Genomic DNA, 14,225 nt, shown 5'->3' with positions numbered 1-14,225 from the left:
TCGCTGCGGAAGCCAGTATCGTGCCAAGCTTCACTACAAAGCAGCGAAAACCCCGCGTAGACGGTGCAACCGAGTACAAACAGGGTTAGAATTTCCTTAACGGTCCAGCGTATCGGCCGCCTGATCAGGCCGCTTCGGAAATGTCCGTGTCGAGGATCGTCAAGTTGCGGCCCTGGTGCTTGGCCTGGTAGAGGCGCCGGTCGGCGGCGCGCATCAGATCCGATACGCTGACATCCTCGCCACAGACGGTGCCGCCGATGCTGACGGTGAGCGGAATGGTCCGCTCGTCGACGGGCCGGAAGCGGATCAGCTCGACTTCACGGCGAATGCGCTCGGCGATGCGCTTGGCCTCCTGCTCGGTGGCGCCGATCAGGAAGGTACCGAACTCCTCGCCGCCGATGCGGCCGAGCACATCGCCGCTGCGCACGCCGCGCTGGATCGCGCTGGCGATCAAAAGCAGCGCGTCATCGCCGGTCAGGTGGCCAAAATTATCGTTGATTTTCTTGAAGTGGTCGGCGTCGATGATCAGCAGCGCGCCGCGATCGGACTTGCGGCGCGAACTGTCGAGCGCGGCAAAGAAGCTTTCCCGGTTGAGCATGCCGGTCATGTCGTCGCGGCTCGCCTTTTCGGCGAGGCGGCGATGCGCGGCGGCGAGCTGGGCATGCGCGCGAGCTAGCTCGCGATGCGCGTTTTTCAGCCTGTCGCTTTGCCAGAAAGTGCTTGCGCTGGCGGCCCATGTCAGCACCAGCGGACAGAGCGTGGAGGTCAGCCAGATCGTGCGGTTGACCGGAAATCCCATCGCCGGAACGATGATCAGCGTCAAAAGGAGAGAGGCCGCCACAGAGGCGAAAGCAACGGCGGCGGATCTCAGAATTATGCTGTTCATCGCTTGCTCCCACAAGACCGTCTCTGTGCCAGCAAGCCCTGAAGGCCACCTTTCCCGGATGCATAAAATTTGAATCGTGAGGCAATTTACGCAACCTCAGCGAGCAGAAGTTGTGGATAAAGTCTCTTTCAGGCTGCCCGTTTCATGCCATAAGGAGCGCATGACCACGCTCCCCGACCCCGCCCGCTTCGCCCATGTCACCGATTGGGTGTTCGACCTCGACAACACGCTTTATCCGCATCATTCGAACCTGTTCTCGCAGATCGACGTCAAGATGACCGCCTATGTCGGCGAACTCCTGGCGCTGCCGCGCGACGACGCGCGCAAATTGCAGAAGGAACTCTACCGCGAATATGGCACGACGCTGAACGGGCTGATGACGCGCCACGGCATCGACCCCGACGATTTCCTCGAGAAGGTCCATGACATCGATTACTCATGGCTGGTGCCCGATCCCGTCCTCGGCACCGCCATCCGCCAGCTTCCGGGCCGCAAGTTCATCTTCACCAATGGCGACCGCAGGCATGCCGAACGCACCGCGCGCCAGCTCGGCATTCTCGACCATTTCGACGCCATCTTCGATATCGTCGCCGCGGGGCTCAATCCCAAGCCGGCACGCCAGACCTACGAGAAGTTCGCCGAACTTCATTCCGTCATCGGCCACAATGCGGTGATGTTCGAAGACCTTGCCCGCAATCTTGCGGTGCCGAAGTCGCTGGGCATGACCACGGTGCTTGTCGTGCCACGCAATTTCGAGCCGACCTTTTCGGAAATCTGGGAGCGCGACCCGGCCAACGAGGATGATGTCGATTTCGTCACCGACGATCTCGCGACGTTTCTCACGGCGATTGTGGAGGAGGGGGTAGGGAATTGAAGAATTGAAGAACTGACGAATTGGGGAATCGATCCGGAACGCAGAGACCGCAATCCCCCTCATTCCTCAATTCCCCAGTTCTCCGATTCCCAGCCCTATTCCCCTAACTTATAGAAGCGGCTGATGATCCCCCAGGCCTCGTCGGCGGTGTCGACGAAATCGATGATATCCTGGTCGCCGGGGCTGATCGTGCCTTGCTCGGCGAGGAAGTCGAGATCGATCGCCCGTTTCCAGAAGGATTTTCCGAACAGGATCACCGGCACGCGCTCCATGCGTCCGGTCTGGATCAGGGTCAGCGTCTCGAAGAACTCGTCCATCGTGCCGAAGCCGCCGGGGAATACCGCGACAGCCTTGGCGCGCATGACGAAATGCATCTTGCGGATGGCGAAATAGTGGAAGTTGAAGCAGAGCTCCGGCGTCACATAGATGTTCGGCGCCTGCTCGTGCGGCAGGACGATGTTGAGGCCGATCGACGGCGCGCCGACATCGTCGGCGCCGCGGTTTCCCGCTTCCATCACGCCGGGTCCGCCGCCGGTCACCACGACATATTCGCGGTAGTGTGATGTGGCCGAATGCTGCGAGCAGAGGCGGGCGAATTTGCGCGCCTCCTCGTAGTATTTGCTGTTTTCCTCGAGGTTCTTTCTCTGCGTTTCGTTCTTGGCCGCCCAGGCCTCGCCGCCGGGCTCGGGCAGGCGTGCGCCCCCAAACAGGATCACCGTCGAACGGATACCGCGCTCGGCCAGGATCATCTCAGGCTTCAAGAGTTCCAGCTGCAACCTGACCGCGCGCAATTCGCGCCGCGTCATGAAGTCTGGATCGTTCCAGGCGAGCCGGTATGTTTCGGCACGCGTCTGCGGCGTATCCGGCACGCTCTTCGACCGCTCCAGATCCTCGTCCGAATGCGGCAGCGGGGTCCACCCCGCCTTTTCCATAGGAGTCATAATTGCCTTACCCGTCCAAATTTTTCAGTTGCGCCGTCCCATGGCGCAGCCGCGATTGACCCTCATTGAGCCTTAACATAAGCAGGTTCCGCAAAAGTGTCCGACGGTTTGCGACAAGAACCTGCTACAGCAAAGACCCAGGCAGGCAAAGCCTGCCAGCGGTCCGCGCGCCTTTCAAAACAGGTTAAGGCGCAGCCCCTTAACAGCTTGGTAATGGAGCGAATTCATGTCGAAGCCCGATCTTGCGAGCCTCGAAAAGACCATTGAGACGGCCTTCGAGGAACGCGACACGATTTCGACGACGACGCGCGGCGAAGCGCGCGATGCCATCCAGTCGGCGCTCGACCTGCTCGACCGTGGCACCGTCCGCGTCGCCGAGCGGCAGGCCGACGGCAAATGGCATGTCAACCAGTGGCTGAAGAAGGCCGTGCTGTTGTCGTTCCGGCTCAACCCGATGGAAATCATCAAGGGCGGCCCGGGCGAGGCCGTGTGGTGGGACAAGGTGCCGTCGAAGTTCGATGGCTGGGGCGCCGTCGACTTCGAGAAGGCGGGCTTCCGTGCCGTGCCGTCGTCGATCGTGCGCCGTTCGGCCTATGTCGCGCCGGGCGCCGTGCTGATGCCGTCCTTCGTCAATGTCGGCGCCTATGTCGATACCGGCACCATGGTCGACACCTGGGCCTCGGTCGGCTCCTGCGCCCAAATCGGCAAGAACGTGCATCTGTCCGGCGGCGTCGGCATTGGCGGCGTGCTGGAGCCGATGCAGGCCGGCCCGACCATCATCGAGGACAATTGCTTCATCGGCGCGCGCTCTGAAGTGGTCGAGGGCTGCATCGTGCGCGAAGGCTCGGTGCTCGGCATGGGCGTCTTCATCGGCCAGTCGACCAAGATCGTCGACCGCGCCACCGGCGAGATTTTCTATGGCGAAGTGCCTCCGAATTCCGTCGTCGTCGCCGGCTCGCTGCCTGGCAAGCCGTTTCCGAACGGAGAGCCGGGTCCAAGCCTCTACTGCGCCGTCATCGTCAAGCGGGTCGACGCCAGGACCCGTTCCAAGACCTCGATCAACGAATTGCTGCGCGATTGATCTTTGCGCAAAGCGGGCGCACCTTCCGCCGGCGCGACAATCCGTCGCGCTGGTTCAACATGGAGGGGTGACATGGACTGGAAATATCTGCTGACGAGTTTCGACGGCCGCATCAACCGGGGCAAGTTCTGGGCCGCGATTGGAGTTTTCATCGTCATTGGCATCGTTGCCTTTATTCTCGATGCGATGCTTGGCACACGCATCACCACGGCCAGCGGCGCCCAGATCGGCATCGTCGGCATTCTCGTCGCTCTGGCCTCGATCTATTTCGCACTCGCAGTCTACGCCAAGCGCTGGCATGATCGCGGCAAGTCGGGCTGGTGGAGCCTGATCATGCTGGTGCCTTTCATCGGCCCGATCTGGTTTCTGGTGGAATGCGGCATTCTCGAAGGCGCCAGGGGCGCCAATCAATATGGACCGGATCCGCTTGCCTGACAGATCACTCACCTGGCTTTTCTTCAAAATATCGGGCCGCGTCAGCCGCGCGGCCTATTTTCTTGGCGGGTTGCTCGTCGCCATCATCCAGGCCTTCCCGCTCTATCGCTTCACGCTGGTGCCGGAGGGCTCGCCCGAGAGCAACATGTGGTCGTTCATCTTCTTTGTCGCCTTCATCGCCTCGCTGTGGTCGAACATCGCGCTGGCGGTTAAACGGCTGCACGACCTGGACAAGCCGGGAATTGCCGCGCTGATCCTGTTCGTGCCGGTGGTCTCGATCGTCGCCTTCCTTGTGTTGTGCCTGTTTCCAGGGCAGCCTGGGCCCAACCGCTATGGCCGGCGCACCAACGAGCCGGCGCAACACTGAGGACCGATCGGACATGCGCTACCGCACGCTTGATCCGAAACTGATCGTCGGGACCGCCGAGCGGCTGGAAGAGCGGATCGCCGACCGTTTCCCCGATGCGGGATTGCGTGGCGTCGCCGCCGAACTGGTCTCGCTGTCACGCGATCTGGCCAAGGCGGCCAAGGTGCTCGAAGCACCGATCTGGTGGCTGCGCGGGCTCATTGGCGCCGCCTTCGTCGCGGGTGTGCTGGTGTTCCTGTTCGTCGGTACCATATTGCCGATCGACCGCATTTCGGGAACCCACGATGCCCTGCAGTCGGTGCAAGGCATAGAGGCTTCGATCAACACCGTCATACTCGCTGTGTTGGGCTTACTTGCCCTGATCCGCACCGAGGAGCGTATCAAGCGCAAAAGAGTCTTTCGCCAGCTGCACGGCCTGCGTTCGCTGATCCATGTCATCGACATGCACCAGCTGACCAAGGATCCGGCGGCCCTTTCGGCCGATTTCAGGCCGACGGTGCATTCGCCGGCGCGCATCACCAATGCCGCCGACCTGGCGCGCTATCTCGACTATTGCTCCGAAATGCTGTCGATCACCGGCAAGATCGCCGCGCTGTTCGCGCAGTCGGTCAATGACGACATCGTCATCGACGGCGTCAACGACATCGAGAACCTGGCGTCCAACCTGTCGCGTAAAATCTGGCAGAAGATCACGTTGATCGACGGCCGGCCGGCGGTACAACAATCTGTTCCGGCGCCAGGCCCGGCGAGCCAAGCCGCTCCGATTCCGCCGCGCGCACCAGCGCGGTGATCCGCTTGACCATCGGCGCCGGCGTGCCGGCTTTATCCGCCAGCCGCAGGATCGCGCCCTGCAAGTCGTCGATCTCCGTCGGCCGGCCGCGCTGCAAATCGTCCCACATCGACGAGCGCGCCCGCGGGTCGATCGCCAGCATGCGCCGGGCCAGCAGTTTGAACAGCCAGTCCGGCAGCCTGAGCACCTTCGGCAGCAGGGATGGCCGCAAGCCGGCAATCCGCGCCGGCTCGATGCCGGATGCTTTTATCGCCTGCAGCGCCTCGTCGATCTGACGGGCCAGGATCAGCCGCCAGCCCCGATCGGCCAATTCGGTTGCCAGCGGCAAGTCCGACAGCGCCACCAGCGCGTTGTTCAAATTCATCAGCAGCTTGCCCCACAGCACGGCCTTCATGTCGCCATGGGCTTCGACCGCAAACCCTTCGACACCGAGCAGGCCGACCAGGCCGGCGTCGCCGTCTTCGACCATCACCTTGCCGTCGCTGGCGCGGTGAACGCGCAGCGGCAGTTCGCCATCCGGGGACTGCACGACATTGAACGGCACCATGCCGGCCAGCACCGTTCGCCCGGCTAGCCCGGCGCGCAGCCTTTCGGCATTGTCGACGCCATTCTGCAGGCTCACCACCACCGCATCCGGGTGGGCATGGGCCTTGATGAGGGTTGCCATATCCTGCGTCGCGCCGCTCTTGACCGTGACCAGGATCACGTCGGCCTGCGGCAGGGCAGCGGCCGGATCGGCGGTGACGGCAAGCGCCTCCGGCTTGATAGAGCGATCGCGGCCCTGGAGGTCGCTGACCCGCAACCCGCCCTGCCGCAACGCCGCATCGACACGCGGCCGGGCCAGCAGAATCACCCGGCGCCCGGAGAGCGCCAGGCAGCCGCCGGCATAGCAGCCGATGCTGCCGGCGCCGGCAATGACGATTCTTTTGTCCTGGTCTGCCATCCTGTCGCCCGCACCGGGTCGCAGCTATACGACATGAAAACCATAATATCGGCGGTATCGCCAGCCATGAGGCTGGCCCCTATGTCTGGCCGTGACAGGCCCTCCGCTTTCGACTATCGCTTTTGCCATGACGCTGCCGACCGATCCCGCCGAAAACCTCGCCGCCCTTATCCGTTGTGCTTCGGTAACGCCCAACGAGGGCGGCGCGCTGACCGCGCTGGAGGCGATGCTGAAGCCGCTCGGCTTCCTGGTCGATCGGCCGGTGTTTTCCGAAGACGGCACGCCCGATATCGAGAACCTCTATGCGCGACGGTCCGGCAACGGCCCGCATCTGATGTTCGCCGGCCACACCGACGTGGTGCCGGTCGGTGACGAAGCCGCCTGGACGCATCCGCCCTTCGCCGCCGAGATCGCCAATGGCGAGATGTATGGCCGTGGCGCGGTCGACATGAAGGGCGGCATTGCCTGTTTCATCGCCGCCGTGGCACGCCATGTCGAGACCAATGGCGGCCCGAAAGGATCGGTCTCGCTGCTGATCACCGGCGACGAGGAAGGCCCCGCCATCAACGGCACGGTCAAGCTGCTCGAATGGGCGGCTTCCAGGGGCGAGAAATGGGATGCCTCCCTTGTCGGCGAGCCGACCAACCCCGATACGCTCGGCGACATGATCAAGATCGGCCGGCGCGGCTCGATGTCCGGGGCCATATCAGTCAATGGCCGCCAGGGCCATGTCGCCTACCCGCAGCTTGCCGACAATCCGGTGCGCGGCTTGATGAGCCTGGTCGACGCCTTGCTGCATCCTGTGTTCGACAAGGGCACCAGGGATTTCCAGCCGACCAATCTGGAGATTACCTCCATCGATGTCGGCAATCCGGCCACCAATGTCATCGCGGCCAGGGCGACCGCGACCTTCAACATCCGCTTCAACGACACCTGGACGGCCGAGACCCTGCAGGCCGAGATCCACAACCGGCTCGACCAGGCGGCCAGGCGCAAGAAGTACCGGCAGGCCAAGAAGACTCCGGTCGACTATGAGCTCGTCTGGCGCGACAGGCCGAGCCATGTCTTCCTGACCCGCGACGACAAACTGATCGAAACGCTCTGCGGCTCGATCAAGTCGACGGTCGGCAAGGAGCCGACGTTGTCGACTTCCGGCGGCACGTCCGACGCGCGTTTCATCAAGGACTATTGCCCGGTGGTCGAGTTCGGGTTGGTCGGCAAGACCATGCACATGGTCGACGAGCGCGTCGCCATTGCCGATCTCGAAACGCTGACGCAAATCTATCAGCGCTTCATCGAAGACTGGTTCGGACAGGACTGAGCAACATGCTTTCGGCGGACGAAACCCAAGCTTCGCTGACGGGCGCCTGGCGGCTGATGCTCGGCAAGCCCGACGGATTGCGCCTGCTCGACCTGTCGGCCGATGGTTTCTGGAATTCGTTTTTCGCCATTGTCGTTGCGGCACCGGCGCTGATCGTCGGCTGGGTCGGCATCGCCAATGAGATCGGCGATCCCGACGCTTTCGTGGGGCGCTTCAGCATGCTGGTGCGTCTGGCGACGGTCGACATCGGCTCCTGGGTGCTGCCGCTGATCGTTCTGGCCCTGGTTGCGCCGCGCGCCGGGATTGGCGGCCGCTTCGTCCACTATGTCGTCGCCAGCAACTGGGCTTCGGCCATCACCGCCTGGCTGATGCTGCCCTCGGCGCTGATCAGACTCTTCCTCTCGTCCGCGAGCCAGGTTTCGAGCCTTGTGTCGCTGCTTTTGTTTGCCCTGTCGATGGTTCTGACCTGGCGCATGACCAACGCCACAATCGGCAGGGGCGCAGCGACCGGCACCGCCGTTTTCGTCGGCATGTTCATCGCCTCGCTGTTGGTGCTGTTCGGGCTGCAGACGCTGCTCGGCATCACCGTGCCGGACGATGTCGGGGCTCAGAGCCTTTCCGGGTTCGTCTCCGGGTAGTCGACCTCAGGATAATCGACGCCCCGATAATCGACGCCGATGAGAAACAGCCCGTCGGGTGGTGCCACCTGGCCGCAGGCGGCGCGGTCACGCGCCTCGAGCGCCGCTTTCATGTCGGCCGCGGTCCAGCCGCCGTCGCCGACGCGCTTGAGGGAACCGACCATCGAGCGCACCTGATTGTGCAGGAAGGAGCGCGCCGAGGCCCTTACCTCGATCACGTCATCTTGCCGGCTCACATCGAGCCGCTCCAGCGTCCTGATCGGGCTGTTCGCCTGGCACTGGGTCGAGCGGAAGGTGGTGAAGTCATGTCGCCCGAGCAGGACCTTTGCCGCTTCGTGCATGGCGACGGCGTCGAGCCGCTTCGGCACCCACCACACCTTGCCCTTGTCGAGCGCGGCCGGCGCGCGGCGGTTGAGGATGCGGTAGAGATAGTGGCGGCCGGTGGCCGAGAAGCGCGCGTCGAAACCGTCGGAGACGACCGTCGCCTTGAGGACGGCGATGCGCGCGCCGGCCGCCTGCAGATGGGCGTTGACGGCATCGCGCACCTTGTCGGTGGGCCACGCCTTGGCGAGGTCTACATGCGCCACCTGGGCGGTCGCATGCACGCCGGCATCGGTGCGGCCGGCGGCGCGCAGCCTGACCGCTTCGCCGCAGAATTTTTCGATCGCCTGCTCGATCGCCTGCTGCACCGAAGGCTGATCCGCCTGGTGCTGCCAGCCGGCAAACAGGCTGCCGTCATATTCGATGTCGAGGCGAAAACGCGGCAATTTGCACTCGCCTAGGCGGCGAGTGCCGAGCCGAAGGCCGAGGCGTAGACCAGTCTGCCGGCTTCCGGGGCATCGCCCCAGGCCAGTGCCTGCAGTGCCTCGCCCTGATACTCGCTCTCGAACTTTTCGGCGCGTGCATGGCTGTAGCCGAAACGGCTGTAATAGGCCGGATCGCCCAGCACCACGGCCAGCGTCTCGCCGCCATCCCGGAGACGGATATGTGCCTCGCGGATCAGCGCGCCGCCGATGCCGCTGCCATGGAACGAGGGCTCCACCGCCAGCGGTGCCAGCGCCACGGCCGCGAAGTTCTTGCCGCCGCTCTGGACGAACAGCCGGGAAAACAGGATATGGCCGACCACCTGGCCGTCGTCTTCCGCCACCAGTTCGGCAACGGCGTCGCCGCCGGTCACCAGCGCGTCGACCAGCCCGGCCTCCGCCTGCTGGCCGAAAGCGTGCTCCTCGACGAGGCGAATGGCCTCGCGATCTCGCGGCGTCGCCGCGCGTATCGACATCATGCTCATGAGAATTTCATTCCCTTTTCGATCTTGGCCCCGCGCAGGAATTCCGACGCGGCGGCGGGCCTTCCGCCCGCCCGTTGAACTTCGACCAGCCTGATCGCGCCTGTCCCGCAGGCGACAGTCAGCCGGTCATCGAGAATTCCTCCCGACTCGCCCAAATCTTCCGAAAGCGACAGGCCTTGCGGTAGCGTCGAGCGAAGCAGTTTCAGCCGTTCCGGGCGGCCGCCAATTCCTATCTCCGACCAGGCGCCGGGAAAGGGCGACAGGCCACGAATATGATTGTGGACCTCGCTCGCCGAGCGAGTCCAGTCCACGCGCGTCTCGGATTTATCGATTTTCTTGGCGTAGGTCACCCCATCCACAGCTTGTGGGGTAAATGTCAGGGTGTTCCTTTCCAGTCGCGCTAGCGCTTCCACCATCAGGGCTGCGCCGACACTCATCAACCGATCATGCAGATCGCCGGCAGTCATATCGGGTTCGATGGTACATTTTTCAACCATTCCGACCGGGCCAGTGTCCAGGCCCCCTTCCATGCGCATCACCATCATGCCGCTTTCCAAGTCACCGGCCATGATGGCGCGCTGGATCGGCGCGGCGCCGCGCCAGCGCGGCAGAAGCGAGGCATGGCCGTTGATGCAGCCAAGCCGGGTTGCGTCCAGAATCGCCTTCGGCAGCAGCAAGCCATAGGCGACGACCACGGCGACATCGGCGTGCAAGGCACGGAAGGCGGCCTGCTCGGCCTCGCTCTTGAGCGATGTGGGCGTGCGCGTCTCGATGCCCAGCCGCTCCGCCTCGCGCTGCACCGGCGACGGCGTCAGTTCCAGTCCGCGCCGTCCGGCGGCGCGCGGCGGTTGCGTATAGACGGCGGCGACATCGTGACCGGCCTCGGCAATGGCGTGCAGCGTCGGCACCGAAAACTCGGGCGTGCCCATGAAGATGACGCGAAGGGGCATTTTTCTTTCGATATCCTGTCTTCTGCTCGCGCCGTGAGCCGGCTCAGGCACCCGCTTCAAACGGGTTTATGATCTTCAGGTCAAGGCCGTCAAAGTCGCGGGCGACCAAGTTCGCTTTTCCTTTCCGCTTCGATTTTGTCCATGATCTCGGCGTATTCATCGCCAATTGCGCTTTCAGCGACGAAAGCCGAGCGAATTGTGTGCCGCCAGTTCGATTTCGCGTTTCAAAGGCTCGGGAATGTCTCTGATCAGGAAGTCGGCCATCGGCATCTCCATTTGGTGCTGTGCCGCCGACATCAGGCCTGGAGTGGACTCCAGCCCTATCCCACCAGCTTGCCCGGCGCCTTGTCCCTGGCGAGCTTCTTGAATTTCTTCACCACCATGTCGCGCTTCAGCTTCGAGATGTGGTCGATGAACAAGACACCATTGAGGTGGTCGATCTCGTGCTGCAGGCAGGTCGCCATCAGGCCCTCTGCCTCCAACTCCTGCAATTTGCCGTCGCGATCGAGATATTTGACTCGCACGGCGGACGGGCGTTCGACCTCGGCATAATAATCGGGGATCGACAGGCAGCCTTCCTCGTAGACGGACCGCGCATCGGCGCTCTCCAGGATTTCCGGGTTGATGAAGACGTGCGGCGCCGGCTCTTCGTCTTCCTTGGCGAGATCGATCACCAGCATGCGCAGCGGCTCGCCGATCTGGATTGCGGCCAGCCCGATGCCGGGGGCGTCATACATGGTCGCCAACATATCGTCGGCCAATTTGCGCAAAGGTGCGTCGACGCGCTCCACCGGCTTGGAAACCTGGCGCAGGATGGGGTCGGGAAGGATGATGAGCGGCTTGATCGGCATGGCGTTCCACCTAAGACCTCCAGCGAAAAGCGTCAACCGCCGGGCTTGAGGCTCGTTCACGTTTTGATCTGTGTCAGCCGTGCGAATCATCTATGCTGTCCACATGAATGATCTGACCACCATCCTTTCAGAACCTGTCGCCCGGCTTGGCGCCACCACGATCACGCTCGGCCATGCGCTGGCCTTCGGCGCCTTTCTGTTCCTCAGCCTGTTCGTGGCGCTCGTCATCGCGCTATGGCGATCGGCCAAGGCGCGCGCCGTCGCCGCGGCCGAAGCCGCCGACCATGCCCGCGATGCCGAAACAAGGATGGCCGGCATTCTGCAATCGCAGGCCGAGATGCAGGGCCGCATGGGCGCCATCGCCGAAGTGTTCGGGGCACGGCAGGCGGAATTGACGCAGTCGATCGGCCAGCGTCTCGATGCCATGACCGGCCGCCTCGGCCAGACCATGACCGAGCAGACCAAATCGACGCATGAAAGCCTGGCCAAATTGCAGGAGCGGCTGGCGATCATCGATGTCGCGCAAGGTAACATCCAGTCGCTCGCCGGCCAGGTCGTGCAGTTGCAGGCGATCCTCTCCAACAAGCAGACGCGCGGCGCCTTCGGCCAGTCGCGCATGGAGGCGATCGTCGCCGACGGCCTGCCGCATGGCGCCTATGAATTCCAGGCGACGCTGTCGAACGGCAGCCGGCCCGACTGTCTGGTGAAGATGCCGAACGGCGCCCCGTCGCTTGCCATCGACGCGAAGTTTCCGCTGGAAGCCTGGAATGCCATCCGCGCCGCAGACGGCGCCGACTTGCAGAAGGTCGCCTCGCAGGCCTTCCGCCGCGACATCGAGATCCATGTCCGCGATATATCGGAAAAATACCTGATCCAGGGCGAGACCCAGGACACCGCCTTCATGTTCGTGCCGTCGGAATCGGTGTTCGCCGAGATCCACGAGAATTTCGAGGCGATCGTCCACAAGGCGCATCGCGCCCGTGTCGTCATCGTCTCGCCGTCGCTGCTGATGCTGTCGATCCAGGTCATTCAGGCGATCCTCAAGGACGCCCGCATGCGCGAACAGGCGCACCTGATCCAGGGCGAGGTCATCCGGCTGATGGAGGACGTTGCGCGTGTCGACGAGCGTGTGCGCAAGCTGCAGGTCCATTTCGGCCAGTCGGCCAAGGATATCGACGACATCCTGGTTTCGACGTCGAAGGTCACCAAGCGCGGCCAGAAGATCGAGGCGCTGGAATTCGGGGCGCAACCCGACGGCGATGCCGCCGCGGACGCAGCGTCACGGGCTCCCGCTGCGAAGGTCGACGCGGGCCCCCGCGTCGCCGATTCGAAAACCGGACAGCTCAGACTAAGGGTCGTCGAAGGCGACGACTGAGCGACGGCGCCGGATCCGCCCCTACTGCTCTTCCGTGGTCGTCATACCCGGGAATTCCGGCAGCCAGGGCAGCGCCGAGCGATGCCAGCTCTGCCTTCTCGGGACCAACTGTTCACGTTGCCGCGCCGTGCCGACCCGGATGCCATAAACCTTCGGCCCGTCGCCAACCGATGTGGCGTAGAGATGCGAGCCGCACTCGCCGCAAAAGCCCTGCGCGCGCTTGGCGCCGCTCGATCCTGTCTTGATATAGACCTTTGGCGCACCCTTGGTGATCCGGTACTGGCCTTCCGGCGCGCCCACGGTCACGCGAAAAGCCGTTCCGGTCAGTTGCTGGCAATCGATGCAGTGGCAGATTCCGGTGTTCTCCGGGTCGACCTCCGCCTCGTAGGTGATGGCGCCACAATGGCAGCCGCCGTCGATTTTCATCGTCGTTCCTCCAAAGTCTCTTTGATCTTAGCAAGGCAAGACCGTGAGGCAATGGCGCGGCGCTAGTCCAGCGCCGGATCGGACGCGGTCTCGATCAGCTTGCTCCGCTTTTCCCATGTGCCGGTGGTCTGCGGCTTGACGAATAGCCGCGTGATCTCCGGCATCTCCTTTTTCAGCCGCGCCTCCAGGCGCTCGACGCAAGCTTCGATCTCCGGCGCCGTCAGATGATCCTCGAACTCGATACTCAGGCCGGCAACGATCTCCGCCGGCCCCATATGGACGGTCAGGACGCCGTTCGCCTGCCGCACCGCCGGATCCTGCTGGGCGATCGCCAGCACCTGTCTCTGCACTTCGGGCGACGCCGGCTCGCCGATCAGCAGGCCCTTGCTTTCGCGGGCCAGGAAAATCGCCGTCGCGCCAAGGATCAGCCCAATACCGATCGAGGCGGCGCCGTCGAGTTCCGGCTTCTTCAGCAGTTCGGCCGCCAGGATGCCGGCAAAGGCGACGATCAGGCCGAGCAGGGCGGCACTGTCCTCGAACAGCACGGTATAGACGCTCGGATCCTTGCTCGATTGCACTGCCCGCAGCCAGCCCTGCTCGCCCTTCTGCTTGCGGAACTCCTTTAGCGCCACCAGCCATGAGCTGCCTTCGAACAGGAAAGAGAGGCCCAGGACGATATAGTTCACCTTGACGTTGGCGACCGGTTCCGGCGCCATGATGTGGATCACGCCCTCGTAGAACGAGACCCCGGCGCCCACGGCAAAGACGAGAAGTGCGACGATGAAGCTCCAGAAATAGAGTTCGCGCCCGTGACCGAGCGGATGCGTGCGGTCAGCCGGACGGGCGGCGCGATGCATGCCGTAGAGCAGCAAGCCGCCATTGCCGGTATCGACCATCGAATGCACGCCTTCCGACAGCATCGCCGAGCTGCCGGTGAAGAAGGCGGCGGCAAACTTGGTCAACGCGATGGCGAGATTGCCGGCCAGCGCCGCGTAGATCACCCTTTTTGAGCCGCCATGCCCAGCCATGGTGTGTGTCCCGTTAGATAAGCACCCAGCC

At 63.5% G+C, this 14,225-nt stretch carries 17 protein-coding genes; 8 read left to right on the top strand and 9 right to left on the bottom strand.

Annotated elements, in window-relative coordinates; genetic code table 11:
• Positions 1-124: 124 nt before the first annotated feature.
• A complete protein-coding gene (locus NKG99_RS18415) occupies positions 125-886 on the bottom strand; it encodes a GGDEF domain-containing protein (protein ID WP_352870114.1) in 762 nt (253 codons plus the stop codon).
• Between the two features lie 160 nt (positions 887-1,046).
• Between NKG99_RS18415 and NKG99_RS18410 the strand changes: the two genes are divergently transcribed.
• On the top strand, positions 1,047-1,760 hold the full coding sequence (locus NKG99_RS18410; RefSeq protein WP_352870113.1) for a pyrimidine 5'-nucleotidase: 714 nt from the start codon (positions 1,047-1,049) through the stop codon (positions 1,758-1,760).
• Positions 1,761-1,855: 95 nt separating this feature from the next.
• Here NKG99_RS18410 and NKG99_RS18405 read toward each other — a convergent pair whose 3' ends face one another.
• On the bottom strand, positions 1,856-2,701 hold the full coding sequence (locus NKG99_RS18405; RefSeq protein WP_352870112.1) for an LOG family protein: 846 nt from the start codon (positions 2,699-2,701) through the stop codon (positions 1,856-1,858).
• A gap of 226 nt (positions 2,702-2,927) precedes the next feature.
• Here NKG99_RS18405 and dapD point away from each other — a divergent pair, with 226 nt between their 5' ends.
• The 4 genes from dapD to NKG99_RS18385 all read left to right on the top strand — a co-directional run bounded on the left by dapD (position 2,928) and on the right by NKG99_RS18385 (position 5,374).
• Complete coding sequence (gene dapD, locus NKG99_RS18400; RefSeq protein ID WP_352870111.1) at positions 2,928-3,782, top strand: 2,3,4,5-tetrahydropyridine-2,6-dicarboxylate N-succinyltransferase; 855 nt, start codon at positions 2,928-2,930, stop codon at positions 3,780-3,782.
• A 72-nt stretch (positions 3,783-3,854) separates the two neighbouring features.
• Positions 3,855-4,217, top strand: a complete 363-nt coding sequence (locus NKG99_RS18395) for a DUF805 domain-containing protein (protein ID WP_352870110.1) — start codon at positions 3,855-3,857, stop codon at positions 4,215-4,217.
• Positions 4,210-4,584, top strand: coding sequence for a DUF805 domain-containing protein (locus NKG99_RS18390; protein ID WP_352870109.1), 375 nt, complete (start codon positions 4,210-4,212; stop codon positions 4,582-4,584). Before NKG99_RS18395 ends, NKG99_RS18390 begins: the two co-directional genes overlap by 8 nt.
• A 13-nt stretch (positions 4,585-4,597) precedes the next feature.
• Entirely contained in the window at positions 4,598-5,374 is a 777-nt protein-coding gene (locus NKG99_RS18385) for a hypothetical protein (protein ID WP_352870108.1), read from the top strand.
• Here NKG99_RS18385 and NKG99_RS18380 read toward each other — a convergent pair.
• Entirely contained in the window at positions 5,274-6,317 is a 1,044-nt protein-coding gene (locus NKG99_RS18380; protein WP_352870107.1) for a 2-dehydropantoate 2-reductase, read from the bottom strand. The genes NKG99_RS18385 and NKG99_RS18380 overlap by 101 nt on opposite strands.
• Before the next feature lie 127 nt (positions 6,318-6,444).
• On the opposite strand from NKG99_RS18380, the gene dapE reads away from it, so the two are divergent.
• Positions 6,445-7,638: a succinyl-diaminopimelate desuccinylase gene (gene dapE, locus NKG99_RS18375; protein ID WP_352870106.1), complete on the top strand. Its 1,194-nt coding sequence runs from the start codon at positions 6,445-6,447 to the stop codon at positions 7,636-7,638.
• A 5-nt stretch (positions 7,639-7,643) separates the two neighbouring features.
• A complete protein-coding gene (locus tag NKG99_RS18370) occupies positions 7,644-8,276 on the top strand; it encodes a transporter (RefSeq protein ID WP_352870105.1) in 633 nt (210 codons plus the stop codon).
• Here the strand turns inward: NKG99_RS18370 and truA are convergent.
• The 4 genes from truA to def form a co-directional block, all read right to left on the bottom strand.
• A complete protein-coding gene (gene truA, locus NKG99_RS18365; protein WP_352870104.1) occupies positions 8,246-9,043 on the bottom strand; it encodes a tRNA pseudouridine(38-40) synthase TruA in 798 nt (265 codons plus the stop codon). The two genes, NKG99_RS18370 and truA, sit on opposite strands and share 31 nt — an antisense overlap.
• A gap of 11 nt (positions 9,044-9,054) precedes the next feature.
• Positions 9,055-9,564 (bottom strand): GNAT family N-acetyltransferase, encoded by a 510-nt coding sequence (locus NKG99_RS18360; RefSeq protein ID WP_352870103.1) that lies wholly within the window; start codon positions 9,562-9,564, stop codon positions 9,055-9,057.
• Positions 9,561-10,514, bottom strand: coding sequence for a methionyl-tRNA formyltransferase (gene fmt, locus NKG99_RS18355; RefSeq protein WP_352870102.1), 954 nt, complete (start codon positions 10,512-10,514; stop codon positions 9,561-9,563). The genes NKG99_RS18360 and fmt overlap by 4 nt, the downstream gene beginning before the upstream one ends.
• 320 nt (positions 10,515-10,834) lie before the next feature.
• Positions 10,835-11,365 (bottom strand): peptide deformylase, encoded by a 531-nt coding sequence (gene def, locus NKG99_RS18350; protein WP_352870101.1) that lies wholly within the window; start codon positions 11,363-11,365, stop codon positions 10,835-10,837.
• A gap of 103 nt (positions 11,366-11,468) precedes the next feature.
• Between def and NKG99_RS18345 the strand changes: the two genes are divergently transcribed.
• Positions 11,469-12,740, top strand: coding sequence for a DNA recombination protein RmuC (locus tag NKG99_RS18345; protein ID WP_352870100.1), 1,272 nt, complete (start codon positions 11,469-11,471; stop codon positions 12,738-12,740).
• Positions 12,741-12,761: 21 nt separating this feature from the next.
• Here the strand turns inward: NKG99_RS18345 and NKG99_RS18340 are convergent, their stop codons facing one another.
• Together NKG99_RS18340 and NKG99_RS18335 are read right to left on the bottom strand one after the other, a co-directional pair.
• Positions 12,762-13,166, bottom strand: coding sequence for a GFA family protein (locus NKG99_RS18340; RefSeq protein WP_352870099.1), 405 nt, complete (start codon positions 13,164-13,166; stop codon positions 12,762-12,764).
• A gap of 62 nt (positions 13,167-13,228) precedes the next feature.
• Complete coding sequence (locus NKG99_RS18335; RefSeq protein ID WP_352870098.1) at positions 13,229-14,194, bottom strand: cation diffusion facilitator family transporter; 966 nt, start codon at positions 14,192-14,194, stop codon at positions 13,229-13,231.
• Between the last annotated feature and the right edge of the window lie 31 nt (positions 14,195-14,225).

It is taken from the genome of Mesorhizobium sp. M1409 (assembly GCF_040317535.1).
Taxonomy (GTDB): domain Bacteria; phylum Pseudomonadota; class Alphaproteobacteria; order Rhizobiales; family Rhizobiaceae; genus Mesorhizobium.
The sequence above is the reverse complement of the archived record's forward strand: the minus strand, read 5'-3'. Positions and strand labels throughout refer to the sequence as shown.

Bases quoted from the DNA above. Each gene is read 5' to 3' on its own strand.
- NKG99_RS18415 (WP_352870114.1), bottom strand. From the start codon at position 886: ATGAACAGCATAATTCTGAGATCCGCCGCCGTTGCTTTCGCCTCTGTG.
- NKG99_RS18410 (WP_352870113.1), top strand. From the start codon at position 1,047: ATGACCACGCTCCCCGACCCCGCCCGCTTCGCCCATGTCACCGATTGG.
- NKG99_RS18405 (WP_352870112.1), bottom strand. From the start codon at position 2,701: ATGACTCCTATGGAAAAGGCGGGGTGGACCCCGCTGCCGCATTCGGAC.
- dapD (WP_352870111.1), top strand. From the start codon at position 2,928: ATGTCGAAGCCCGATCTTGCGAGCCTCGAAAAGACCATTGAGACGGCC.
- NKG99_RS18395 (WP_352870110.1), top strand. From the start codon at position 3,855: ATGGACTGGAAATATCTGCTGACGAGTTTCGACGGCCGCATCAACCGG.
- NKG99_RS18385 (WP_352870108.1), top strand. From the start codon at position 4,598: ATGCGCTACCGCACGCTTGATCCGAAACTGATCGTCGGGACCGCCGAG.
- NKG99_RS18380 (WP_352870107.1), bottom strand. From the start codon at position 6,317: ATGGCAGACCAGGACAAAAGAATCGTCATTGCCGGCGCCGGCAGCATC.
- dapE (WP_352870106.1), top strand. From the start codon at position 6,445: ATGACGCTGCCGACCGATCCCGCCGAAAACCTCGCCGCCCTTATCCGT.
- NKG99_RS18370 (WP_352870105.1), top strand. From the start codon at position 7,644: ATGCTTTCGGCGGACGAAACCCAAGCTTCGCTGACGGGCGCCTGGCGG.
- NKG99_RS18360 (WP_352870103.1), bottom strand. From the start codon at position 9,564: ATGAGCATGATGTCGATACGCGCGGCGACGCCGCGAGATCGCGAGGCC.
- fmt (WP_352870102.1), bottom strand. From the start codon at position 10,514: ATGCCCCTTCGCGTCATCTTCATGGGCACGCCCGAGTTTTCGGTGCCG.
- def (WP_352870101.1), bottom strand. From the start codon at position 11,365: ATGCCGATCAAGCCGCTCATCATCCTTCCCGACCCCATCCTGCGCCAG.
- NKG99_RS18345 (WP_352870100.1), top strand. From the start codon at position 11,469: ATGAATGATCTGACCACCATCCTTTCAGAACCTGTCGCCCGGCTTGGC.
- NKG99_RS18340 (WP_352870099.1), bottom strand. From the start codon at position 13,166: ATGAAAATCGACGGCGGCTGCCATTGTGGCGCCATCACCTACGAGGCG.
- NKG99_RS18335 (WP_352870098.1), bottom strand. From the start codon at position 14,194: ATGGCTGGGCATGGCGGCTCAAAAAGGGTGATCTACGCGGCGCTGGCC.